Origin of the sequence: Rickettsia sibirica 246 (genome assembly GCF_000166935.1) — a bacterium.
Classification (GTDB): Bacteria; Pseudomonadota; Alphaproteobacteria; order Rickettsiales; family Rickettsiaceae; genus Rickettsia; species Rickettsia rickettsii.
The window spans coordinates 959,877-984,088 of the sequence record NZ_AABW01000001.1 but is presented as its reverse complement, the minus strand read 5'-3'; the positions used below and the strand labels follow the sequence as shown (position 1 = coordinate 984,088).

Below are 24,212 nucleotides of genomic sequence, written 5' to 3'. Positions count from 1 at the left end.
GCGAGCAGCCATAAGGCTACGTGACAATCTCATGAAATAATAATAAACTCTTGAGATTGCTTCGTCAATTACTTACGTAATTTCCTCGCAATGATATAAATGACGTAAATCTAAACTACGATACTTTCTTTCTTTTATTACCGTAGCTGTTACCATCAAAGGTTCTTTTACGGCTACTATCAAAAGCATTAAACTTTTTACCGTCACCGCCGGCTCTTTTACCGAATGATCTTTTACGATTATTTTTATCACTTCTAAACTCACTACGTGGCGTAGATTCTCCTTTATTTACTAAACGATCGATTGCACGCCATCTAATAACATCATCAGGGGAAATAAAAGACAACGCATGTCCGGTAGCCCCTGCTCTACCCGTTCTACCTATCCTATGTAAATAATCTTCAGGACACATAGGTAAATCATAATTAATAACATGCTGTGTATGAGGAATATCAAGCCCACGAGCCGCTACATCAGTTGCTACCATTATTCTATGGTTTGACTTACGAAATGATAAAATTACTCTTTCACGTTGACGCTGACTTAAATCACCGTGTATAGCTTCTGCGGTATGATTTTCATATTTCAACATTTTAGCTAATTGATCGGCAGAACGTTTAGTCTTCACAAAAATAATGACCGATCCTTCCCTATTACCAAGTTGTTTAGTTAATGCACTAAATTTTTCTTTATCAGAAACATGCATTGATTCCTGTTTTATTTCTGCAGCTGCTTTATTAGTAGCACCTACCGTAATACGTACCGGATTGTTTAGATATTTTTGAGAAACAGCAATAATATGTTTTGGCATAGTAGCGGAAAACATTAAAACTTGTCTTTTTTCCGGTAAAAATTTATTGATTTCTTCTAATTGTTCTTTCATCCCCATATCAAGCATTCTATCCATTTCGTCAAGTACGGTTATGCCTATACGATCAATTTTTAGACTTCCCCTATTTAAGTGATCGATAATACGCCCCGGCGTACCGATAATCACTTTTGGATTCTTTTTTAATTGCATAAATTGTTTAGGCATCGGTTCACCGCCTATCAAAACTGCACTATTAATTTTATAGGATGTAGTTACTTTATTTAAAGTACTGTGTATTTGCGTTGCTAATTCTCTAGTCGGAACAAGAATTAAAGCAGTAGTTTTATTTTTAATAAATGAATCAATTAACGGCAATAAATAAGCAAGAGTTTTGCCTGAACCTGTTTGGCTAGAAGCGAGTATGTCCGATCCCGCCATTGCAACCGGAATCGATTGCTTTTGTATTTCAGTCGGCTCAGTTATATTCATTGTCTCGAGAGCAATAATTAATTCTTCAGATAAATTAAAATTTTTCATTATATAATCCAATATAGTTTTAAATCAAAATATGCACATTATTGATTAGACCTCTTAACATAACTCATTTCTTAAAGATATATGAGACATCGACACTGCTCTCTCATCCTTACATACTTAACTATGTACGCTGCGTAGAGTAGAAGTTCTTATTCCCTTTATAAGATAAGTGATGCAAGAGGTCTATTGTATAAAAAATAAGTTATAGTAAATTAAAATAACGACTTATATAATTATCCTGAATCAAAAAATATGCTTAAGCTAGATTACAAAACACCCACTAAAATATATAAAACGATAATGAATAATGAAACTATTTTAGAATCTTATTCAAGCCAGAATAATATTATTAGATTTAGGGCATTTTCATGCCCTTTAGTAAAAATAATTTATTATACTTAAAATTATATAGGTTATTATAAGACAAAAACAAAATATTTACTATTTTGATAAAGATGACTAGGCTACCCTAAATTATAAACAATTTTGGATAGCTGCTTTTGGTATTATAAATTTATTTAATTCTGAGGTTAACAGCATAGGCTTTTCCTTGCTTTTCTTCAAGATCAAAAATTACATCTTGTCCTTCTTCAAGGCTATGTAAACCTGCTGCGTCTACGGCTGATTTGTGTACAAACACATCTTTGCCGCCATTGTCCTGTTCAATAAATCCAAAATTCTTTGTAGAATTATACCACTTAACTTTACCTACTATATTTGTAGCCATAAAAACCTTTATTAGATAGAAATTACTTATTTGAACTTAACACACACTTATAATAACTAAAACTTAAATTTTACTTTAAGCCTTACTTAAATATAAGAGCCGATAAAAATTCATTATGCAAAACTACCTTACCTTGCGGCATTTGTCAATAAACATGTCAATAACATGCACGAGAAAGTATTACTTCCTGAAACTAATCTATCATATTATTACTATTTTGTCACTATTTAAGTTAATTATCTAATTTAAATTAATGAGTAAACTAACGATTTTAAATGTGTTTAATAACTTTTTCATATTAGACTAATATATTAACGATAAAAGTACTTGCTTTTTCGTATTTTTTTTATTAATCTGTCCACTTAGCAAATGCAACCTTAATATCCACAGCTGCCCGCGTGATGGAATGGTAGACATAACGGACTTAAAATCCGTGGAGCGTAAGCTCTTGCCGGTTCAAGTCCGGCCGCGGGTACCATTCGCCATTTTTAGGCAAATTCACCCATGTATCAAACAGCGAACGTAGCATAAAATCAAGCTTTTCAGGTTTCAATATTAAGTTCCCAAATATTAAATGTACTCAACATCTTTTTTCGCTCACGCTGGAACTTTTAAATATCTTATAGGCACTTGAGGCTGTTGATATCAAGGAAACCTGTAGCGATAACCAAAATTAATGCGTAGCTGTGACCCTAATGTATTAATTCACATCACAACTAGATATTATGAGTGAAACTGATTTAGAGATTGCCACAAAACACTAACCACCAAGCCAATGCTGTTTAATATGTTTACTTTAGCTGAACATTTGTATAAGACAATTGTCGAAATCAAGCAAATTACAATAAGCGAATAGCATCACTGCTTCGCTTATTTTAGACTAAAGAAATCTAGCAAACAGAATAGATTGAAAAGGCAATAAGTAAAAGCTTTGCAGCGTTTTTTACTTAATAACACATACGCTTTAATAAATGTTGTTTATTATATTGTGCTTTAGAATTTGTAGGATCAAGTTCAATTGCTTTATTATAAGACTCAAGAACTAAATTGTATTTACCTAGTAAATAGAAAAAGCCGTATTTTTGAGTAAGATAGATTTATTAAATATATAATTATTAACTTATTCCCCCCTATAAATTACTTCTCTCACATGATAATTAAACTCTATCATTAATATATAAGCTAATTTTAAAGAGTTAAAATATAAAGAAGAAATTTTAACCTCTGAGTCTTATATTGATGAAGAGGAAGAAAAGAAATTAAAAGTTCAAAATGCATAGTTTTGACTAGTTTTTTAACTTTCTGTTATTTCTTTTTTAACTATATAGACGAAAAAGCAGCAGAATATAAACTACAGCAAGAAGCAGAAGCAAAAAAGTTAGATAAAGCTGAATGATGCAAGCTATAATATTTCAGCAATTCTCAAATAATCTTGAGGGGCAAGATTTTCAGCGCGATAATTATCATTGATTTTCAACTGAGTTAATACTTCATGTATATTAGGTACAAGATTTTTCAGTGATGATTTGATCATTTTCCGTCGTCCTGCAAAAGCAAGCTTTGTTATTTGCTCAACTTTATTTATCAGAGCAATAGACGGCGAATTTTCTAAAGGTATTAGTTTAACTATCGCAGAATATACTTTAGGAGGTGGATAGAAAGCAGTTGGCGCTACGTCAAAGCACTTTTCCACTTTAGCTATTAACTGACATATTACCGATAACCTGCCATATGCTTTAGTTGAGGGTATAGCACAAATACGTTCTACTACTTCCTTTTGTAACATTAGCGTCATACTAGTAATTAGCCGTGCTTCTTTCAGCCATCTAATCACTAACTCAGTACCTATATGGTACGGTAAATTAGAGATTATAGTTACTTTATAGTCAATTGATTTAGACTCGCCTATATCGTTCGCTCTCCTATTAGTTATAGGCTTCGCTTCTCGCTTCTTGTATGCAAATCCAACTGAATTGACTATATCACAGCTTAAATCGGTTAAATTTATTTTAAGAGCATCTTGTTTAATAATATTTAGATTAGGATAATATTCTTTAATCTCATTAAGGAGCGGGAGGCATCGCTCATCTGTTTCTATAACAGTTAAGGATTCAGGATTTTTCTGCAATATTGACCTAGTTAACCCTCCTGTGCCGGGCCCTATTTCTAATACTCGGCTATTTTCTGCCAGGTTACTTGCACGTACGATTTTATCACATAGACTACTGTCAAAAATAAAATTTTGTCCGTGCTTTTTAAGAGGATTAACTTGATGTAAAGCTGCGTGTTTTGCAATTGAAGGGAGCATAGGGTATGTCATTCCCGTGAAAGCGGGAATCCAGTAAAACATATAAAAACTTGTTTTTATATGTTTGTTTTTATCAAATATAATTCTGTATTAATAATCAAGGTTATTTGTCTGAATTCCCGCCTACGCGGGAATGACATAGAATAACACACACTAAGACGGCAGCATTATTTTTATAGCTGCTTTCTTACGCATATTTTCAAACATTTTTTGTGCTTTTTGCGAAATCTTTTTATTGGTTAGGAAATTTACTACATAATTATTTTCATCTTCATTAACATTTAATATTTTTTTGCTGCACACTAATGTTATTTCAAATTTGTTATTTACTTCAAAAACATTACTTGCTTTATCAGGAGTTAAGTCCTTTACAATAGTTTGTTTTACACCTTCTATCTTGCTAAGCTTATCGGTAATAATTTGCATAGTAGCAAAATTATCATAAAGCGATTTTTTAACATCCGCACATTTTTTTAGTCGATTTTTCAAATTATTCATCTGCGTAAACGCTTTATTGCCACCATCTTTAGATGTAAATACTTGCATTGAAATTTCTACGTCTTTTTGATCGCTAGATAAAATTGCAACATCTATTTCTTTATTACTTACTTGTACCGATCTTGATAGACTTGATAAAATATTCATTTTAATCAACTCGGATTTAATTTGGGAAATAAAACTATCAGGATTAACCGATCTGCTTTTTAGATACTGAAGAAGAGAACCGTGAGGCATTTTATTACGATCTTCAATAGACTTAATAGCGTTCTCTATCTCTTCTTGCGGAATTTCTCTATCTCCTGCATATTGAAAAAGCAAAGATTCGTCAATTAAGCTCTTAAGTGCTAAGTCACTTAGCTGCTTATCTTGAGCAGGAGTTAGACTTTCAACATTATTTAGTGCCATAATCATTTTTTTTCTAGCACGAAACTCATTAAGAGTAATAGGTTCATCATTTACGGATGCTACTATATTCGGTAATGATGCTTGTGCTACATTAAAAGTAAAAAAAACGGTAATGATTAATAATAATTTTCTCATGTGATACTCTGAATAAGTGACCAGTAAGTAGACAAAGTTTTATTTGGAAAAGAGCAAGGAGTCTATAAGTCAAGGAGCGGAGCGTACATTTAGTACGTGAGCACCGCAGAACTTATAAGACGACATAGCCAATTTTTCAAATAAAACGAGTATACTCACATGTTTAAAACTTTTAAACCGATAGAAATAGTCGGCGAAGAGGTAGTCTTTTTGATTCCTCTACTTCCATCGGCTAGATAATCGGAATAAATCTTTGCAGTAATTCTAACACAATCTTTAGCATATGTCATCCTAATAGTTCGCGTAAGTAAATTTGGAGACCATCTAGAGAGATCAATTCGTGCACCAAAGCCTATAGTCCAATTTTCCGCTAGCTGATAATTTATGTCTCCATAAAATTGTCGTACTCTATTATTTGAAACCTTTATACTTTCTACGGAATAATCTTTGTTAAGATTGGTAAGCTGAATAAAACTACCTAGAAAGTTAATCTTATCATAGTTAAAATTTCCTCCCACTTCATCCCTAATAGGTCTGAAATATCTATCTTTCCGAAAGCTATAAAACACTTCTAAATTATTAGAAAGATTACCTAGTATCTGCCCTACATTTTCCTTATCAGCAGCTGGCAAATTTATACTATATCTTGTATTACGGGAGTGTCCTAAAAATAATTTTAAATAATTTTCTTCTTTAGCAATACTAGTATTTAAGCCGTAACTTAATCTATTACCGAAATCATGGCAATCAATACCACTATAACGGTTGGATAAAAAGATATTTTTTTCGGATAATTCATATTTAGCAGGATCAATTATAACAAAATTTTTATCTTTCTTAGATAGTTTACGTCCCATCGTAAAAGAAACTACCGGCTCAATAAGTAAATTTATCGTTTTTGTTATATTGCCTACTAACGGATAACGCCATAAAGTTTGCAATTCCGGTATATTCCTTTGAAATGCTTTACTTTCTCTCGGCTTATCTACATAAGCCCGCCTAACAAGATAAAAATCGCCTCTATCTTTAGCAGCAAAATCAAAAATTTGTCCTGAAGCAGTCAGCACATTATGCATAAAGGATAGTTGCAAAGAGGTTCTAGCAACTTGTTTTCCTATTCTTTCTTTGTACATTAACGTATTATTTTCAACAACGATATGGCTGTTGTCATTATCATTCAAATTTATCACGTTTTTTGTATTGATTTTTGGTAATACTAGAGGATCGGTATATTTACGATCATTACTACCTAAGTCTTGAAAACTTAATCCTTCCGCCGAAAAATAATTAGCCTCATGAATTTTATTTAAGAATATTTTAGAAGTTAAATATGAAGCGTAGTTATTATAATAATTTTTTAAATAAGCTTTATCCGATGTACGCTCCACCCTGAAACCGTAATCATAAACTTTATCGGTACTAATAAAATTACCGCTTGCTGTATAATGATAAGAAGAAACTTTTTTATTTTTCACTACACTTCCATCTTTTTCTAGAAAATAAGGTAATTTACCGTAACTAACTTGAAAATTCATATTATCGGTATCATTCAGGCGATAACGTGCTTCTAGCTCATAAGTTTGATATTTACTAAAAATTCTTGGAGTGAGAGTAAAATCGATATTAGGTTTTGCACGTAGATATAGGGGGATGCCAAACCCTTTATTTTTGACGTCAGGTACCAATAATCCAGAAGTTGCAGGGGCCGTATGAGTCGGATGGAAAAAATACGGTAAGTAACAAATCGGTACACCGTACACTTCAAAAAACACGTTTTTATAAACTACTCTATGCTCTGCGGAATGAATATAAGTATCCTTAGCAGCAATTTGCCAAATAGGATTTCTATTACAAGCAACATCACAAGGGGTAAACTTGGCATGATGCAGCTTAAGATTATTTTCATCTATTCTTTCGGCAAGTTTAGCAATTAAAAGATTATTATCACCGGAAAGCAAAATAAATTCCGATATGATACCTTTCTTAAATTCATCTTTTAAAACCGCTTTGTCTCCCTCTATTATCCGATTTTGTTTATCCTTAATTCGGATATTACCTTCTGCCCTTAAAATATCGTGTGCTATATCATAAAGTAAATTATCTGCTGTTAATAAATACTCATCCGTGATAATTCTTATATTACCTTTAGCATATATCAAATCCTGATTTTCATTATACTCTACAAAGTCAGCTATAATATTGCTTATTTTAATATTTTGACCATTCTTAGAAAGAGCGGCAAAACTTACCAAAGAAAATATTATGATAATAAGCAAACATATTATTCGCAGTAGCATTTATATTAATAAATATATTTTAATAGTAAAAAATAATAGCAAGCTATTAGCAATATATCAAATAATAAAAAATTTTGCTTGCTCTTTTGTAGTACAAGGTTATTCTATGGAGATGATAATCATCATTGCGAGGAGATGCATAGCATCGACGTGGCCATCTCATGAAGTAGGATAAACTCCTGAGATTGCTTCGTCAAAACTTATAGTTTCTCCTCGTAATGACGAATAATGTGTTACCCTCAGCGCAAAAAACCAAGTACTAATAAAATGCTAGACAATTTCATTGCGCATCAAGCAACCAAAGAGTTTTCAGTTAGTGAGATTTCTAATAAAATCAAAGAGCTATTAGAAAATAATTTTGGCTATATTAAGGTAAAAGGCGAAATTTCAGGCTTAAAAATAGCAAACTCAGGTCATGCTTATTTTAACTTAAAAGAAAATACCGCCATTTTAGCCTGTACTTGCTGGCGTCCTATTCTTGCTAAAATCAAATTTCCTTTAAATGACGGCATGGAAGTAGTAATTAGCGGTAAACTCTCAAGTTATGCAGGTAATTCACGTTATCAATTATCGGTAGATAATTTGCAACCCACAGGACTTGGAGCTATGCTGCAAATTCTAAATGAGCGTAAAGCAAGGCTCGAGAAAGAAGGCTTATTTAATAAAATACGTATTCCTATACCCTTTTTACCTGATAAAATAGGCGTTATCACTTCAATAACCGGTGCTGTTATTAAAGATATTATTCATCGTATTCGCGAACGTTTTCCGACTCGGATAATAATATGGCCGGTTAGCGTACAAGGCGAAAATTCTGGCAATGAAATTGCTGAAGCAATTGAAGGATTTAACAATTTAGAAGAGGTAAATAAACCACGTGTTATAATCGTTGCTAGAGGTGGCGGTTCTATAGAAGATCTTTGGTCATTTAACGATGAGATATTAGTACGTGCTGCTTATAACTCAAAAATTCCTATTATTTCCGCAGTAGGTCATGAAGTGGATTATACTTTAATAGATTTAGCAGCCGATAAAAGAGCTCCAACACCGACTGCTGCCGCAGAATTTGCTGTACCGGTACGCTCTATTTTAAATAATACGCTACAATCTTATGAAAAAATATTATTGAATAATACTAGCCGGTTAATTAAATATCACGAACAAAATATAGTAAATTACAATAAAATACACAGATATCTCTCTCACTATATAAATAATAGGCAGCAGTTACTGGACGAAACCGGTTTTAATTTACTAGATGCTTTACCGTGCTTTATTGAACTACAAGAAACAAAGATAAAATCTTTTTCTAAAGAAAGAGTTAACCCTGCTAAAATAATCAATTACAAAACATTAGAATTAACACATCAAACAGCTTATCTATCAAAATCGGCAAATAATACTTTGAAAAACTTTGAGTATAAATTAGAATTAAATAGTACGTTACTTGCAAGCCTTGATTATCACAACGTATTAAAACGAGGCTTTGCTATAGTTAAAGGAGAAACGGGTAATTTTTTATCTTCTAAAATTACTGCTGCGAATGAAAAAATTTTTAATATTAAATTTTCTGACGGTGAAATTAAAGTAGTTCGTGCTTAAAGGCTTTGGTTTTTATACTTCTCATTTCTAAAAATTTGTATGCTTTAAGCATAGGCACGAACGAACAACAAGCAATTTTAGAATGCGAAGGGACAAGCTGATAAAAAAACTTTGATAAATGCATGGTATGTAAATGAGCCTTATCAATACTTAATTGCTGCTTCAAACGGTCATACTACCGTTTCCGGTATGGATATAGAATTAATGAACGCTATTGCTGCAAAAATAGGTATCAATATTGAGTACAATCAAGATAGCTGGTATCAAGTTAGATATTCAAAGCGGCAATGCCGACATGACAGCAGGAGCTACTTATACTACTGAGAGGAGTTGCAATGGTTATTATTCACAAAATTGAGCCTCTAAGTTTTTGGAGACCGTTTTTTGCTTTCATTACAGCTAATTGCGATACAATATTACGAAATTTTATTATAAAAGAAAATTCAATTAAGAGGACACCAAGAGGAGTTAGTATTGCAATCACTGTATTTATGGGGTATAGCTTTTAGCATATTATTAGATATGTACAGTGGTAATCCAAATTATCATACAATAAAATATTCAATGAGTATAGTAATTGCCAGAGCATTTATTACTAGTCTCTTAGTTTATCATTTTGGTTTTCTTGAGTGGCGATTCCGTAATACAAAATTAGAAGATATAGCAAAACAAACATGAAGATAGCTACTTGGAATATTAATTCCATAAAAACAAGACTTAATTTATTGCGTAATTTTTTATCTAAAGAAAATCCGGATATTTTATTATTGCAAGAAATAAAATGCGAAACCGCAAAATTTCCTTTTGATGCATTATCCGATCTACCTTATAATTCTTATGTTCACGGACAAAAATCATATAACGGCGTTGCTATAATTTCAAAATTTCCTGCCGATGAAATAATTAAGGATTTTCCGAATAATTACTGCAGTGATCAAGCAAGATTCTTAGAAATAAAATTATCATTACCTATAGGGTTTTGTAATATAATCTCGCTCTATGCTCCTAACGGTTCATTTGTCGGTAGCGATAAATTTGTAGCAAAACTAGCATTTTATGATAATTTTATCAATTATCTATCAACTAAAAAATCTTTTGACGAAAAAACTATCATAGGCGGTGATTTCAATATTGCACCGTTCGATATAGACGTATATTCACCTAAGCTACTGGCTGAAACTACTTGTTTTACTGAGGTTGAACAAAAAAAATTACGCACTATTCTAAATTCCGGATTTGAGGATTTATACAGATTAATGCATCCGAGTAAACAAGAATTTTCATGGTGGGATTATAGAGCCGGATGTTTTGAACAAAATAAAGGTATGAGGATTGATATGATTCTTGGTTGTAATAATACTATTGACTATTTAGAAAATTGCTATATGGATTATAATTTAAGGGCTCAAGAAAAACCTTCAGATCATATACCGGTAATTGCGAGTTTTAAGGGATAGTCAATGTGGAATTTTGCTATCTTAGGATGCCGTATGTCATTCCCGCGTAGGCGGGAGTCCAAAAAAATAGCTTTAATATTGGATATAGGAGTTACATAATTTGATAAAATAACCATATAAAAACAAGTTTTTATATGATTTTAATGGATTCCCGCCTACGCAGGAATGACATAGACCACTTTTTAAAAATAAATATATGTCTCTAAAATTCATGACATTTTACGAAAAATATATGACGATTGTCGGTACAATCGGCAATTTTATGTTCTATGTACAGGCTCATAAGATTTTCACCTGCCAATCTTCGGCTTCTGTTTCTATGCCCGCCTTTACTATAAGTGCTATTGCTCTTTGTAGTTGGCTTATATACGGCATATTAATAAAAAATACACCTATTATAATAGCAAATATAGTAGGTTTTATCGGGGCATTATTAGTTCTCTTAACCATAATAATATATTAAATAATGACTAAGCAAATCATTACTTTAGTTGGCCGTCCGAATGTAGGCAAATCAACGCTTTTCAATAGATTAAGCATACGTAAAAAAGCTATCGTTCACGATTTGCCAGGCGTCACTAGAGATAGAAAATATACAGACGGCAAAATCGGCTCTTTTGAATTTTTGTTAATTGATACCCCAGGACTTGACGAGCATCCTAATAGTATGGGAGAGAGGTTAATTGAGCAGACTACTAAAGCAATTTTAGAGGCAGATTTAATTTGCTTTATGGTTGACGGTAGAAGCGGAATATTACCTGATGATAAGCTACTTAGTAGTTTTGTTAGAAAATATAATAAGCCTGCTATATTGGTAGTTAATAAATGCGAGAAAGCTTTTGATTTTGATAAAGAGTACTACAAATTAGGGTTTGATAGTATGATAGCTATCTCTGCCGAGCATGGCACAGGCTTAATTGATTTATATGACGAAATTATTGCCAAGTTACCTGAAGAAGAATCAATCAAGACAAATATAGCCGATCCAATTAAAGGAGATTGTTTGCAAATAGTAGTTAGTGGCAGACCTAACGCCGGAAAATCTACTTTTATAAACGCTCTTATTAATGATGAAAGATTATTAACCGGTCCTGAAGCCGGCATTACTCGTGAATCAATTGAAATTGATTGGCAATATAAAAATAATCATATTAAATTGATTGATACGGCAGGACTCCGCAAGAAATCTACTATTACAGAGTCTTTAGAAAAATTATCGGCATCGGATACTATTAACAGTATTAAATTTGCTAATACCGTAATCTTAATGATTGATGCTTTAGCTCCTTTAAAACAACAAGATTTAAATATTGCAAGCTATGTGGTAAATGAAGGAAGAAGTATAGTTATAGTAGTGAATAAATGGGATTTAGTTAAAGAATCCGAAAAAGAAGCATTTCAGGAAGAATTTTATTATCAGATAAATACTCATCTGCCTCAAGTTAAAGGTATCCCCGTTCTATTCATTTCAGCAATAAATAAACAAAATATTGAACAAGTGCTAGATGCTTGTCTTAAAATTTATAAAATTTGGAATAAGAAAATAACTACTAGCAAATTAAATGAATGGCTTAATTTTACTACGGAAGCACATCTGCTGCCTTTACAAAAAGGAGGCAGAAGAGTGCGTGTAAAATATATGACTCAAACAAAAACCCGCCCCCCTACTTTCAAACTATTCTCCAATAATCCAGAAAAAATTACCGATAGCTATACTAGGTATTTAGTAAACAATATGCGTGAGGCTTTTGACATGCCGGGCGTTCCTATTAGATTCATTTACGTAAAAACTAAAAACCCGTATGTGTAGTTTAAAATTAATTAATAACAGTTTAGTTATTAGCACCGAAAAATCTGAATTAGATATATTACTAGATAATATTACTGATTCTAATTGTCATCATGAATTTATTAAGTAATGATAAGACTAAAGGTAATGAACTATGGTAACTTATATACTTTAACCAAGCTGTAAATTAGATAAGTTCGCTATTCCAACTACACTTATTTTTTCTGTTTTTTTATATGTATTATTCCCGGCGGTAACAATATATAAATGTTCTAACTGCAAATCGGCAAGAACGGTATGCATTGATTTAGTAATACTAGGAGCATCAGCATTTTTTACTTCAAAGCCGTATTTCTTACCATTCTTAATAATCAATAAATCTAATTCTGCTCCTGTTTGCGTTCGCCAAAAAAAATACTCTGCATCCATTTTAAATTTACGTATTAACTCCTCTATTACAAACCCTTCAAATGAAAGACCGCGTTTTGGATGAACATACCAATCATGTTCGTGAATCCCTAATAATGCATGTAGTATTCCGCTATCTCGTATATAGACTTTTGGTGCTTTCACTTGACGTTTTGAGATATTTTCATACCAAGGTTTTAATAGCCGAATCATAAAAGTTTGCTCTAATATTTCAGTATAACGTTTTATAGTCATATCCGTTAAACCGAGCGACCTTCCAAGCTCGCTATAATTTAATAATTGCCCATGATTATGAGCAAGCATCATCCATAACTGCCTCATTACATGTGCATTAAGAGATATTCCTAAACTAGGCAAATCACGCTCGATAAAACTAGTGATGTAGCTATTACGCCATCTAAGACTTTGGACATAATTTTTTGCTAAATATGATTTAGGAAAACCACCTCTTAACCATAACTCCCTAAAATCATTTATCTCTATTAAATTGAACGGAGTAAGCTCCATATATTCAATACGGCTGGCTAATGATTCTGAAGATTGTCGCAATAATTCTCCAGAAGCACTACCTAATATTAAAAATTTTTTGTTTGAATAGTCAGCAAGAATTCTTAAATAAGGAAACATTTCAGGTTGTCTTTGAATTTCATCAATTACTATTAAACCGTTTAAAGGCTCAAGAGTTGTTTTAAGATTCTTAAATTGATCTAAGTGAGCTGGATCCTCAAGGTCAAAAAAGTAGCTCTTTTCATCTTCTTTAAGCTGTTTAATATAAGCGTGAGCTAAAGTAGTTTTACCACATTGCCTTGGACCGAGCATGGCACAAATAGGGAATATCTCAAGGGCACTTGTGATATGTGTTAAATAATAATTTCTATCATCCTTGTAATTTCATAATGACACTTTGAATTTACAATATAATTTTAATCAAATAATAGCAAGATGTTTCTAGGTCCTGTGCACTTTTGATTAATGATTATAATTATTAGATCTTTTTAAGCGAAAATTAATAAGATTTTTGGGTTTAAATCGCTTTCTAGTGCTTTAGATATTAAATCTACTCCTAGTGTAGATAATTCTCTGATAAATTTAGGACTTATTTTGTCTAATACATTTATTTTTTCTGTTTCGGAAGTTTGAAAGTTTTTTGTTATTTTGCTAAGCCTCTTATTTAAAATAGGCGTGAGAAGAGATATGGGATAACTTTAGACTGTAAAAGAGTTTCTTTTGAACTATTGGATATAGTTGCGGAATGTAAAACAGAAGCACATTTTTTTATAAGCGATGCTGCATCTGCTATCATCTTGCAACCAGCGTCAATAGAACCTACACTAGTGGTAGCACTTCTCACTTTTCTGAGGTTATTAAGCTCCAATGCAAGATCAGGTAAAACTTGAGAAGCATCCCAGGTAAACTGCAATGCACTAGGAACATTCCCGACTGCTTGGATAACACTTTGTATTATACCTAAATTATCTTTATTAAGATCTAGATATCGTTTATTTAACTCATCATATTTTTTGTTACCTGTGTCAGCTCCAAGAGCTAAATATCCAACTTGAACCCACGAAAGATTTTTATATTCTTCATCAAACTGTTGCCTTATATTATCAATGGATTCCTGCTCTTGGCTTTTAGACATTTAAATACCTTTATATAATTTAAAGGTTTATAAAATTTTACTTTTTAATTTTTGTTAATTTTAAAAGTCATGGTTATCTTGCACTGGTTTTTTACTATAATTTTTCATTTACCGGTAAATCCATACTACCCTCTCCACACAATAAAACAATACTCTCCATTACCTGAGGATCTATATCCGGGTTGTTATACTCTTTATTTTTCTGAATCCAGTTGTAATAGTAAGGGTCAGGCCATAATTCCATGATTTTCGGTAAAGATTTTTGCTGTATAGTACCGACATTATACTCGCGTTTTAAAACTTCAGCCGGCATTCACCCTACATCAACGATAAAATATATTTCTGAGAAATGCAAAATCGATTTAATATTATTATCGGGATCTATATGGATTTATAATATTCACGTTGTACATCATTAAACAATTTCGCTACTATAAATGGTTTATCGAGATGTCTTTCTATACTTACTACAGCTATATTTTCTAAGTTTTCGGGGTATTAAACAATTTTATCTAAAGCCGTTAATTTTTCACACTCTTCCTCTCCTATTTTTTCTTTTAGGTCTCTTTTATATTTTTGTTCTTTATCTGAAGGAAATACTAATTTATCATTTTTACAATCAACCAAAAAAGGAGTAGTAATAGGATATTTAATAAATAAATCTTTTAGTTTCATAATAAAAAATTTCTTAATATATAAGGCTAATTTTTTATATGTCAAATAATATCCTCTAGACTATCTAGGTCATGCTTTACCAATCGTAACAACTTCGCTTCAGGGCTTAGATTTTTCACGGCCCATTTTTTAATCCAAGGTTCAGCGAGCTGCCACATATTAACATTACCGTCTAACTGTCTGCCTATCCCTTCCACCATTATTAAAGTCTTTTGCAATAACAACAACTCCGGTTGTACTTCCATGCCGAAATCTTCCGTGATTTTAAATAAATGTGCAAGCAGCTTACCTATGGAAATATTTTTTATGGGCGTCCCTACTATAGGCTCGGTAACTGCTCTACAACTTTGAGCGAATAAAGCTAAATCGGTATTTGATGGGATATAGCCGGCTCTTAAATGTACTTTAGCAACTAATTTATAATCACGCCTTAAAAAGCCAAATAGACTTTCGGCAACGGCTAAACGATCTTTTTCTTTAAGTCTGCCCATAATACCGAAATCAAGTAAAATTATTTTACCTTGCTTATTCACTAAAATATTCCCTGCATGTAAATCAGCATGAAAAAATCCGTCTCTATAGGCTTGATTGAAAAACATTACGGCAAAATCCTGAGATATTTTTGCAGGCTCTAACCCCATTTCCTTTAGTAGCAAAGTATCATATATAGAAGTGCCGTCTAACCACTCGGTGGTTAGTATATTTTCTGATGTTAAATCCCAATATATTTTAGGGATTATCACGTTAATATCATTTCGCATATTATCCGTAAGCTCAGAAGCTGCTGCCGCCTCTAAACGTAAATCAAGCTCAAATTTCATAGTTTCATGAAATTTATCGACTACTTTAATCGGTTTGAGCCTTTTTGCTTTAGAAAATTTTGAGATAATTTTTGCAAGAAAATATAGCAGCTTAATATCTCTGTTATATTTTTTATGAATACCCGGACGCAAAATTTTTACCGCAACATATTCACCGGTTATAAGTTGTGCTTTATGTACCTGCGAAATTGATGCGGCAGCGATGGGGGTATCGTCGAGGTGTAAGAAAGGGAGGGCGTCATGGCTCACAGTCATAGACTGCGTGGCAATCTTTTGTTTACTTGCCGAGATTGCTTCGTCGACATAAATGTCTCCTCGCAATGACGTTATCAACCTTCTCGCCACCCCACCATCAAACGGAGGTAGATTATCTTGCAGTAACCTTAAATAACCTGCTATCTCTGTTCCTACTAAATCGGCTCTTGTCGAAAGAGTTTGTCCAAATTTTATATAAATAGGTCCAAGATCACTTAAACAATCTATTAAGCGTTTGCCGTAATCTTCCCGTGATTTTTTTATTAACGAGACCGGAGCAAAAAATAAGGCTAATATATAACCGATAAACCTGCAATATTTAGGGCTTCTTGAATCAATTAAGATTTGCTTTTTACTGATGATACGAAAAATACGTATTAAATTAAAAAAATTACTTATCATCTATTATATACTCCGAAGTAAAATAAAGAATAGTATACGAAGATCAACTTCAAAAAGAGCAAGGAGTTCACAAGTCGAGGAGCGGAGCGTATACTTAATACGTAAGTACCGCAGATCTTGTAGAACGACGTAGCCAATTTTTGAAGTTCATTGAGTATACGCACTGTGGATAGCAACTATTCCGCCACTTAGATTTTTATAACCGACTTCCTCAAAACCGGCGTCTTTAATCATTATTCTAAACTCGTCTTGTGAGGGGAATAAATCTATACTTTCGACCAAATATTCATATGCCTCTTTATTACCTGCTATCATTTGACCAATACTCGGTATAATATTAAATGAGTAGAATTTATAGAAATCTTTTATGTACCCTTCCTTTACTTTTGAAAACTCAAGACATATAAACTTACCCATTGGCTTTAAAACCCTACATGCTTCCTTTAAAGCCTTATTTATATCAGGTACGTTTCTAATACCGAATGCTATAGTATAATAATCAAAACTATCATCCGGAAACGGTAGTTCTTCAGCACTTGCTACAGTAAATTTAAGATTTTGAAATAAATTCAGATCTATTGCTTTTTTCTTAGCTTGCTTTAACATTTCTTCATTAATATCACTTAAAGTTAAAGAGATATTATTAACTCTATCTCTTGCTTTTTTAGCAAGTTTTAAAGCAATATCACCGCTACCGCTAGCAACATCTAATATATGAGAGTTAAGATTTGGAATTTGCCTAATAAATTCATCTTTCCATAAGCGATGTAATCCCAAACTCATTAAGTCATTCATTAAATCATACTTATCAGCGACATTAGAAAAAACGTTATTTACTAAGCCTTGTTTTTTAGTGTAGTCTACTTTTTTAAAGCCAAAATTTGTTTGGTTCATAGTTTTTTATTATAAATATTAGTATCAAATGCCGGAACTTCCTGAAGTAGAAACTCTTAAACACTCTCTAAAAGATAAGCTAATCGGGCTTATTATAGAAAATGTAGAGTTAAAAAGAGATAATTTACGTTATAAGCTATCCCCGCTTTTAGCTACAGAAATCTTAAATACTAATATACTGGATGTTAGGCGTCGTGCAAAATATTTAATTATAGATTTTAATAATGATTATTCTTTAATAGTTCATCTAGGCATGAGCGGCAGATTTACTCTGCAATCTGCTAATTATAAAACTCAAAAACACGATCATGTGATTTTTGATTTAAGTAACGGCGAAAAGTTAATTTTCAACGATACTAGACGATTCGGTATGATTTATAGTTTTAAGACTGATCTCTTAGAAAAAGAATTTTTTAATGATTTAGGCATAGAGCCTTTTTCTGATTTATTGACCTTAGAATATCTAAAAGATAAGCTACAAACTAAAAAAATACCAATAAAAAACTTGATTATGGATAATAGAGTTATAGTCGGAATCGGTAATATCTATGCTTCCGAAAGTCTGCATTTAGCTAGAATTCATCCGGATAAATCAGGTAACGATTTAAGGGATGATGAAATAGAAAATTTAATTAAGGCGATTAGAGATGTGTTAACTAAAGCTATAACTGCCGGCGGTACTACTCTTAAAGATTTTGTAAACGGCGATAACAAACCTGGTTATTTTACTAAGCAACTTAAGGTTTACGGTAGAGAGGGACAAAGTTGTTTAAGCTGCTCTAGCACTATTATCAAGATAAAGCATTCAGGCAGAAGTACTTTTTATTGTAAAACTTGCCAATATAGTTAATTCACTTGACATATTTTTTAAAACTATTTATAAAGCTCTTTATTATTTAATTCAATTAATAGTTGTAAAATATATGAAAGTAGACTCCTTACATAACCTATCTTATAAAGAGGAATTTGAAGGAGACATGAAACGCAGCACCGCAGCATACAAAAAGGTAAGTGAGGATGCGAGTATTGGATCGACGTATATCGCAGATACTTCAGAAGTTGGGAGTCAAATAAGTGATGAGCCTGTACAGCATATAAAAATACCTGAGCACAGGCAAATCCTGAAATTTAACATACCAAATCTTGAAGTATCAAAGGTATACAAATTACCTTTAGAAGGAGGTTATGCAAGGAGTCTAATAAAACCGGTGATTATGGCAGGAGGTAACGGTAAAAGACTATGGCCTTTGGCATCTAAGGATAAACCGAAACAGTTTAAAAAAATATTGAGTGATCTAACTTTACTTCAGCAAACATTAAACCGCAATAAATTTTTAGGACAACCTACTATTATTACTTCCAAAAAATATGAATCAATCACTAAAGAACAAGCAGCAGAAATAGATGTAGAAATAGCATTAATTACCGAGCCTTTACAAAAAAATACTGCCGTTTGTGCCATTATTACGGCATTATCGGCTACAGCACTAGGATTTGATATTGTAGTGTTACTACCTTCAAACCATCATATAGCGGATGATATAAATTATCTTAATACTATAAATAAAGCTTTACATTATGTTAATGAATGCGGCATTTGCACTATATTCCTATAAATGTTATAAGTGCCAAGTATGGCTACACAGGATTATCAATTGCAGAAAATGTTTATCTAGTTGATCATTTAATTGAACAACCTATATTAGAGCAAGCACACAAACATTTTCAAAGTAATGAATATTTTTGGAATTCAGGAATTTGTGTATACGATGTTAACTTCTTCTTTAAACTTAGCAATGAACCTTCAACCTGATTTATTCTGTATTGCAGAAAAAGCATTTAATACTGCCGTAAAAAATGAGAATAGTTTGGCCATAGACAATGAGGCTTATAATGAAATCGCAGCAATTTCTATAGACAATACCATAATGGAATATATTTCGGGAATGGTCATGATAAAAGCCGATTTTGCTTGGAACGATCTTGGTACTTGGCATTCCTTATTACAGGTAAAACATTAAGGTCTTGACAATTTCATAATTATCGATACTATGAAAACGGTCTTTTGGTTGCCGATAAATCAAAAATGAATGATCTAGAAGAAAGCTAAAATCCTATTTACTGCTCTTTTTAACGGAAAATCTGATTCATCACCGAATTATGAAATATATGAAAAAGCTTTTCTAAATAATATTTTATCTTCTGAAGAAATAAAATTAGAAACTATGAAGGGAAATAACGAAGCTTGTTATATTCTTGCTAAAACTTACGAAATAATTAATCGTAACACCCCCAAGATGAATATAACTCTATGTTATTAACATTGATTGGAAGTAAATTAGGAAATACAGAATGTACAGAGCTTGTTTATTCATATCCTAAAAATATACAAACTTTGAATCTACTGTTAACAATTTTATTCAAGACTATATAGGACAGCTTAATATCACTTTTGATGATGCTATATTATCAGCTGCTTACTCCGATACTTTAAATACTTCAATGTTAGGAGACTCAAATTATAATAATATGTATAACCACCTTGGTTGAACACCGCTAATATTCAAGGCTATTGACATAGCGTTATTGCTTATATATCCTATTTTTATGAGTTTAAACCTCATCATTCAAATATAGCTAATCTTATAAACTTCAAAAATCTGTAAGTTATAGGAACAACTTAGTAATAAAGCGGTTCATTTTAGTTGAGTTACAACATGGAAAATACTACAGAAGAACAAACAATAATATCTGCAGTCAAAAATGATGAAGACATAGATGAAGAAGAGAAAAGGTTAAAATCAGAAGATTCACGAAAGCAACTTAAAGCAATACTAATAACATTTGGTATTATTTTGACCGGTTTTTTAACTTTTACTTATTTCTTTTTTAATTACATCGAAGAAAAAGCGGAAGAATACAGACAACAGCAACAACAAGAAATTCAAAAGATTAATAAGAGTTGAATATTAGATTACCACACTTCTCCTTTAATTATGATCTTGTTGTATGGCTGCGATATAATTCCAGCAAGGTATTGTTGCGTGGATACCACCCCGTCATTGCGAGCGACTGAAAGGAGCGTGACAATCCAGAAAAAATAACAAAAAAATGCTGTAAATCAGCATTTTTTACTGTATTGCTGCGTCAATTACTTACGTAATTTCCTCGCAATGACGGAAAAAACAATCCACGCAGGCAATGCCCGCTCATAATGACTATTTTTATGCTGCCTTAAGTTTAGATTGCTTGAAATTAGTTTTATCAATGTTTAAATTTACTTCCGCTAAATACCCCGTAATGCCCTGCCCCTTTTTGTAAATGGTATCTTTGCATTGATTCAGGTATATTTGAACAAAGTTTTAAAGCAGCTTTTGTTTGCCCTACCACTGCAATATCATCTAATTCCCCTTCAATACCGAGTAAAGCACATTTAGTAATATGTTTTAAATCGATCGGGCGCTTCTCAGAAACTAATTTACCTGTTGCTAACGAAAATTGTTAGAATACTTCATCTATAGTTTGTAAGTAAAACTCTAAATACTCATAATAAAATTTAATAGTATGATCGGCTTTTTTATAGTCAGAATTTAATAAACTTTGCCATAATTCTAAATGTGAATCTATATGACAACATAAGTTTAAACCTATAAAGACGGCAAGTTGGAGGAAACCGGGATAGTTTGGCGGCACCTGCATTGTAACCATTTGGCAGAACCATTCTAAACTTTTACTTTGAGCGAATTCATTAACTGCCGTGGGATTTTTTCTAGCATCTATAGGGCCGCCCATCAAAATCATCGAACTCGGCACATTTGGACTATTACTCTCCGACATTAAGCTAATGGCGGCACGCAATGGAACAGTAGGTTGGCAAACTGCCATAGTATGAACATTCGGTCCTATAAAATTGATAAACTCCATTACGTCATCAATATAATCATCCATATCAAAATGCCCTGCTTCAAGCGGCACATAACTGGCTTCCGTCCAATCTGTAATATAAATACCGGTATACAGTAATAATTCTTGTACTGTTGTTCTAAGTAAAGTAGCGTGATGTCCCGCCATGGCCATGGGTGCTACTATTAATAATTGAGGTAATTCTTTTTTAAAACCTATTTTCTGAAAATGCCTTAGTTCACAAAAAGACTTTTTTAGTATAACTTTTTCATTAATGTTATAGGTTTTATCATCAATAATTGTTTCAAGGATTATTAAATTCGGGTTTTTCATATTTTCTAGTCATGCGTTCACAAAGCGTTAAATAAGCATGCATAATTCTTGCAAAACCGTTATCTCATGTTAATATGCTTCTTTTAGAATTTTTATACCTAAATGCATTGGAGCAATTTGTGCTCTTAAGCCCCTCTAACATATAATATGTATAATTAGTACTTAAATCACAGTTAATCATAATTTATCCACAAATTTAAAAATAATTAATATAAATTTAGTTTAACACTAAAAATTCTCAGTACATTAATTTTAGGACTCACTGCTTAAATTTTTATAAATGCGTGATAATAATGGTCTATATATAAATATGTTTATTTTTTCTTCTTATTTTGCTTAGGAATTTTATTTACGTGGTCATTAATATTAAACCAAGTACTATCATTTACTTTCTGTTTTTTATAGACTGTATCAATATTATTTATATAATTTTCAAAATCTTTATTCTCTTCTGCTAACCTATTAGCCATATTCCAATCTATTTCCGGTCTTTCTCTAGCAGGAATTGATATTTTACTATCTTCAGGATTTTCTATATCTACTAAAATAAATCCTATACCATGCCCAGTATCATTTTATCTACTTTCAATTAAATCAGCAGCAACTAAATAACCATAATGTGCACATGAGGAATTTGATAAAGCCTGAAAAAAAGATTCTCGTAAATTACTACGATTGATAATTTTTTTTGCTTCAAAAGACCAAAACCTTGCTTGTTTTCATGCATAATATTTAGCACAATCTTTAATTAGTAAACTCCACTTTTCATTAAGAACTTCCATACCTACCCAATCTGGGGTAACCATTTATTATTACCTTTAGTGCCTTGTTTATTTGAAGAAAAATTATGCTTAATAGGCATATTATGAATCTTCAATTTGTTTTGAAGATATAATGCCAGTGCATCACATACTTGCACTGCGATTATTTTATCTTCTTTATTTGCATTTATTTTAGGTTCTGTGGCTTGTTCATTATTAACATAGTAATCAGGGTTTTGCGAATAATAAAACTTTAGCGTAGGTTTTATTCTAATATTAGGTTCTTGTCTTCGTTCAGCAGAAAGCTTACTACTGCTAATTTCACCTGCATCAATTCCTATAATCTCCTTATCTTTTTCTTCTTGAGTCTTGCTTAGTCAATGTGATTTTCTACAAACCATTCAGCTATACCATAAGAGGTAAATTTCTGATCTTCATGTGCTTTTAAAAAACCAATGATGGTATTTTTGCGATTAAATTCCATATCAAATACACTAATAATTGAAATACTATAAAATATACATATTATTTTAAAAAATTTCAACTTTAAATTATCAAACTTGCTGTTTTTATAAAGTATTATTTATATATTTTTCAAATTTAGAAAATAATGTTTTGAAGTTATGAGTAGTAACATTTGCTACTTCTTTTGATGTTATATTTTTGAGTTCGGCAACTTTTTCAGCGACATACCTAACAAATGCCGGTTCGTTTTGTTTGCCTCGCATAGGCGTAGGAGCTAAGTAAGGAGTGTCGGTTTCTATTAATAACCTATCAAGCGGTATATATTTGACTATTTCTTGTAAATCAGTAGCATTCTTGAAAGTTATAATCCCTGACATTGAAATATATAAACCGATATCTAGCATTTTTGCCGCTAGATTTTTTGAAGAGGTAAAGCAATGTATTAAACCTGGAAATGTGCTGTTACGCATTTCTGAGGTTAAAATGTCAATAGTATCTTCGTCTGCTTCTCTTGTATGAACAATAACAGGCAGACGTGTACTAGACGCCGCATGTATATGTGCTACAAACAAATCTTTTTGTAATTTTTGATCGTAAGGCTGATGATAATAATCAAGCCCCGTTTCACCGATTCCGATAATTTTCGGATGCTGGGTTAGCATAATAATTGCCTCAGCATCTGAGTTCGGAAAGACGTAGTCTTGACGTAGCAATCTTGTCCAAGCTTCCTGAGATTGCCACAGCACTTGCAGTGCTTCGCAATGACTAATAAAAGAATTCACTTCACACGGATGTACCCCAACACTCGCAAAAACATTTGCATATTTTTCAGCTATCTCTAAAATAATAGGTAAATCTTCAATTTTAGTGCAGATAGTTTGCATATACTGCACATTATTTTCTAATGCTCTTTGAATGACAGAATCTAAAAGCACTGCGTCATACCATGGTTTGACTACGGTATCTACGTCGCGGGATGACAAGTTACTACATAAATTAAGATGACAATGTGAATCTATTAACATATTATACTCTTAGTAGGTGTGTCATACTGCGGTCTCGC

At 32.1% G+C, this 24,212-nt stretch carries 26 protein-coding genes, 1 tRNA gene and 1 pseudogene; 13 read left to right on the top strand and 15 right to left on the bottom strand.

The features are described from left to right. Positions 1-115 precede the first annotated feature (115 nt). Both RSIB_RS01260 and RSIB_RS01265 read right to left on the bottom strand, forming a co-directional pair. Positions 116-1,348: a DEAD/DEAH box helicase gene (locus tag RSIB_RS01260; protein WP_004997760.1), complete on the bottom strand. Its 1,233-nt coding sequence runs from the start codon at positions 1,346-1,348 to the stop codon at positions 116-118. Between the two features lie 514 nt (positions 1,349-1,862). Beyond that, entirely contained in the window at positions 1,863-2,075 is a 213-nt protein-coding gene (locus tag RSIB_RS01265; RefSeq protein WP_004997759.1) for a cold-shock protein, read from the bottom strand. 392 nt (positions 2,076-2,467) lie between these two features. On the opposite strand from RSIB_RS01265, the gene RSIB_RS06435 reads away from it, so the two are divergent. After that, positions 2,468-2,553 (top strand) — tRNA-Leu (locus tag RSIB_RS06435). Positions 2,554-3,022: 469 nt separating this feature from the next. Here RSIB_RS06435 and RSIB_RS08790 read toward each other — a convergent pair. The 4 genes from RSIB_RS08790 to RSIB_RS01280 form a co-directional block, all read right to left on the bottom strand. Next, positions 3,023-3,172, bottom strand: a complete 150-nt coding sequence (locus RSIB_RS08790; protein WP_146610389.1) for a tetratricopeptide repeat protein — start codon at positions 3,170-3,172, stop codon at positions 3,023-3,025. A 305-nt stretch (positions 3,173-3,477) separates the two neighbouring features. Continuing rightward, on the bottom strand, positions 3,478-4,383 hold the full coding sequence (gene rsmA / locus RSIB_RS01270; RefSeq protein WP_004997757.1) for a 16S rRNA (adenine(1518)-N(6)/adenine(1519)-N(6))-dimethyltransferase RsmA: 906 nt from the start codon (positions 4,381-4,383) through the stop codon (positions 3,478-3,480). A 153-nt stretch (positions 4,384-4,536) separates the two neighbouring features. Further along, entirely contained in the window at positions 4,537-5,424 is an 888-nt protein-coding gene (locus tag RSIB_RS01275; RefSeq protein ID WP_004997756.1) for a SurA N-terminal domain-containing protein, read from the bottom strand. Positions 5,425-5,579: 155 nt separating this feature from the next. After that, a complete protein-coding gene (locus RSIB_RS01280) occupies positions 5,580-7,721 on the bottom strand; it encodes an LPS-assembly protein LptD (RefSeq protein ID WP_032850886.1) in 2,142 nt (713 codons plus the stop codon). Between RSIB_RS01280 and RSIB_RS10510 the strand changes: the two genes are divergently transcribed. The 7 genes from RSIB_RS10510 to der all read left to right on the top strand — a co-directional run bounded on the left by RSIB_RS10510 (position 7,687) and on the right by der (position 12,590). Further along, complete coding sequence (locus RSIB_RS10510; RefSeq protein ID WP_014273704.1) at positions 7,687-7,896, top strand: hypothetical protein; 210 nt, start codon at positions 7,687-7,689, stop codon at positions 7,894-7,896. The two genes, RSIB_RS01280 and RSIB_RS10510, sit on opposite strands and share 35 nt — an antisense overlap. A gap of 92 nt (positions 7,897-7,988) precedes the next feature. Then, complete coding sequence (gene xseA, locus RSIB_RS01285; RefSeq protein WP_014273705.1) at positions 7,989-9,323, top strand: exodeoxyribonuclease VII large subunit; 1,335 nt, start codon at positions 7,989-7,991, stop codon at positions 9,321-9,323. 111 nt (positions 9,324-9,434) lie between these two features. Further along, positions 9,435-9,647: a hypothetical protein gene (locus tag RSIB_RS06425; protein WP_032850884.1), complete on the top strand. Its 213-nt coding sequence runs from the start codon at positions 9,435-9,437 to the stop codon at positions 9,645-9,647. 150 nt (positions 9,648-9,797) lie between these two features. Further along, complete coding sequence (locus RSIB_RS08785; RefSeq protein WP_014410961.1) at positions 9,798-10,001, top strand: hypothetical protein; 204 nt, start codon at positions 9,798-9,800, stop codon at positions 9,999-10,001. Further along, complete coding sequence (gene xth / locus RSIB_RS01290; RefSeq protein WP_004997752.1) at positions 9,998-10,780, top strand: exodeoxyribonuclease III; 783 nt, start codon at positions 9,998-10,000, stop codon at positions 10,778-10,780. The genes RSIB_RS08785 and xth overlap by 4 nt, the downstream gene beginning before the upstream one ends. 196 nt (positions 10,781-10,976) lie before the next feature. Continuing rightward, positions 10,977-11,243 carry a SemiSWEET family sugar transporter gene (locus RSIB_RS09445; RefSeq protein WP_016728309.1) on the top strand — a complete coding sequence of 89 codons (267 nt, stop codon included), beginning with the start codon at positions 10,977-10,979 and terminating at the stop codon, positions 11,241-11,243. Between the two features lie 3 nt (positions 11,244-11,246). After that, positions 11,247-12,590, top strand: a complete 1,344-nt coding sequence (gene der / locus RSIB_RS01295; RefSeq protein ID WP_004997751.1) for a ribosome biogenesis GTPase Der — start codon at positions 11,247-11,249, stop codon at positions 12,588-12,590. 150 nt (positions 12,591-12,740) lie between these two features. On the opposite strand, the gene RSIB_RS01300 is transcribed toward der, so the two are convergent. The 6 genes from RSIB_RS01300 to ubiE all read right to left on the bottom strand — a co-directional run bounded on the left by RSIB_RS01300 (position 12,741) and on the right by ubiE (position 17,687). Further along, on the bottom strand, positions 12,741-13,826 hold the full coding sequence (locus tag RSIB_RS01300) for an ATP-binding protein (RefSeq protein WP_337459661.1): 1,086 nt from the start codon (positions 13,824-13,826) through the stop codon (positions 12,741-12,743). A 343-nt stretch (positions 13,827-14,169) separates the two neighbouring features. Continuing rightward, a complete protein-coding gene (locus RSIB_RS01305; protein ID WP_004997747.1) occupies positions 14,170-14,640 on the bottom strand; it encodes a hypothetical protein in 471 nt (156 codons plus the stop codon). A gap of 94 nt (positions 14,641-14,734) precedes the next feature. Then, positions 14,735-14,953 (bottom strand): hypothetical protein, encoded by a 219-nt coding sequence (locus RSIB_RS06410; protein WP_016728310.1) that lies wholly within the window; start codon positions 14,951-14,953, stop codon positions 14,735-14,737. Between the two features lie 185 nt (positions 14,954-15,138). Further along, positions 15,139-15,360, bottom strand: a complete 222-nt coding sequence (locus tag RSIB_RS01310; protein ID WP_004997744.1) for a hypothetical protein — start codon at positions 15,358-15,360, stop codon at positions 15,139-15,141. Beyond that, on the bottom strand, positions 15,357-16,793 hold the full coding sequence (gene ubiB / locus RSIB_RS01315; protein ID WP_004997743.1) for a 2-polyprenylphenol 6-hydroxylase: 1,437 nt from the start codon (positions 16,791-16,793) through the stop codon (positions 15,357-15,359). The genes RSIB_RS01310 and ubiB overlap by 4 nt, the downstream gene beginning before the upstream one ends. A 147-nt stretch (positions 16,794-16,940) precedes the next feature. Beyond that, positions 16,941-17,687 carry a bifunctional demethylmenaquinone methyltransferase/2-methoxy-6-polyprenyl-1,4-benzoquinol methylase UbiE gene (gene ubiE / locus RSIB_RS01320; protein ID WP_004997739.1) on the bottom strand — a complete coding sequence of 249 codons (747 nt, stop codon included), beginning with the start codon at positions 17,685-17,687 and terminating at the stop codon, positions 16,941-16,943. A 28-nt stretch (positions 17,688-17,715) separates the two neighbouring features. Between ubiE and mutM the strand changes: the two genes are divergently transcribed. The 5 genes from mutM (at position 17,716) to RSIB_RS01340 (ending at position 20,653) form a co-directional block, all read left to right on the top strand. Beyond that, positions 17,716-18,537: a bifunctional DNA-formamidopyrimidine glycosylase/DNA-(apurinic or apyrimidinic site) lyase gene (gene mutM, locus RSIB_RS01325; RefSeq protein ID WP_004997738.1), complete on the top strand. Its 822-nt coding sequence runs from the start codon at positions 17,716-17,718 to the stop codon at positions 18,535-18,537. A 73-nt stretch (positions 18,538-18,610) separates the two neighbouring features. Continuing rightward, positions 18,611-19,303, top strand: coding sequence for a sugar phosphate nucleotidyltransferase (locus RSIB_RS09440; RefSeq protein ID WP_004997735.1), 693 nt, complete (start codon positions 18,611-18,613; stop codon positions 19,301-19,303). Beyond that, positions 19,285-19,500, top strand: a complete 216-nt coding sequence (locus tag RSIB_RS09435; protein ID WP_192810439.1) for a hypothetical protein — start codon at positions 19,285-19,287, stop codon at positions 19,498-19,500. Before RSIB_RS09440 ends, RSIB_RS09435 begins: the two co-directional genes overlap by 19 nt. Beyond that, on the top strand, positions 19,484-19,708 hold the full coding sequence (locus tag RSIB_RS09430) for a glycosyltransferase family protein (RefSeq protein ID WP_041472299.1): 225 nt from the start codon (positions 19,484-19,486) through the stop codon (positions 19,706-19,708). Before RSIB_RS09435 ends, RSIB_RS09430 begins: the two co-directional genes overlap by 17 nt. A gap of 696 nt (positions 19,709-20,404) precedes the next feature. After that, positions 20,405-20,653 carry an RP671a family tick cell line-upregulated protein gene (locus tag RSIB_RS01340; protein WP_004997732.1) on the top strand — a complete coding sequence of 83 codons (249 nt, stop codon included), beginning with the start codon at positions 20,405-20,407 and terminating at the stop codon, positions 20,651-20,653. A 298-nt stretch (positions 20,654-20,951) separates the two neighbouring features. On the opposite strand, the pseudogene phaZ reads toward RSIB_RS01340, so the two are convergent. The 3 genes and pseudogenes from phaZ to RSIB_RS01345 form a co-directional block, all read right to left on the bottom strand. Next, positions 20,952-22,104: pseudogene (gene phaZ / locus RSIB_RS07035) on the bottom strand (polyhydroxyalkanoate depolymerase). 133 nt (positions 22,105-22,237) lie between these two features. Further along, positions 22,238-22,393 carry a hypothetical protein gene (locus tag RSIB_RS09215; RefSeq protein ID WP_004997723.1) on the bottom strand — a complete coding sequence of 52 codons (156 nt, stop codon included), beginning with the start codon at positions 22,391-22,393 and terminating at the stop codon, positions 22,238-22,240. A gap of 860 nt (positions 22,394-23,253) precedes the next feature. Next, positions 23,254-24,174 carry a TatD family hydrolase gene (locus RSIB_RS01345; protein ID WP_004997722.1) on the bottom strand — a complete coding sequence of 307 codons (921 nt, stop codon included), beginning with the start codon at positions 24,172-24,174 and terminating at the stop codon, positions 23,254-23,256. Between the last annotated feature and the right edge of the window lie 38 nt (positions 24,175-24,212).